This window comes from Pseudomonas sp. P7758 (genome assembly GCF_013386485.1).
In the GTDB taxonomy this organism is placed as follows: Bacteria; Pseudomonadota; Gammaproteobacteria; order Pseudomonadales; family Pseudomonadaceae; genus Aquipseudomonas.
In genome coordinates this window covers 1-381 of sequence record NZ_JACARS010000253.1, presented here as the reverse complement: position 1 = coordinate 381, position 381 = coordinate 1, and the positions used below count along the sequence as shown (strand labels likewise).

Here is a 381-nt window from a genome sequence, read left to right as displayed (position 1 = left end):
GCGCTGGCGATCTGGGTCACGCCGTCACGGATGCCGCTGATCAGTTCACGCAGGGTAGTGCCCATGCGCTGGATGCCCTGTTGCAACACGCCGAGTTCGTCGCGGCGGGTCACCTGGATGTTGTGGCTCAGGTCGCCGGAAGCGATGCGCTCCACCACGGCGAGGGTCTCGCGCAGTGGGCGGGTGATCTGGCGGGTGATGATCACGGCCGCCACGATGCCCACCAGCAAGGCCAGCAATGTGCTGATCAGTTGCAGGCTGCGGGCCTGGGCGCTTTCGGCGTCGCGGCGTTGCAGCTGGATGTCGTACAGCTTGTCGCTGATGGTGACAATGTCGGTGCCCTGGGTGGTCATTTCTGCCCGGGCCGAGACGATGTTGGCG

The 381-nt window shown here is 65.6% G+C and carries 1 protein-coding gene; it reads right to left on the bottom strand.

Features of this window, described 5'->3' with window-relative positions; all coding sequences use genetic code 11:
* Nucleotides 1–381: methyl-accepting chemotaxis protein (locus HX873_RS31285; RefSeq protein WP_177123834.1), on the bottom strand; the 381-nt coding region annotated here is incomplete at both ends.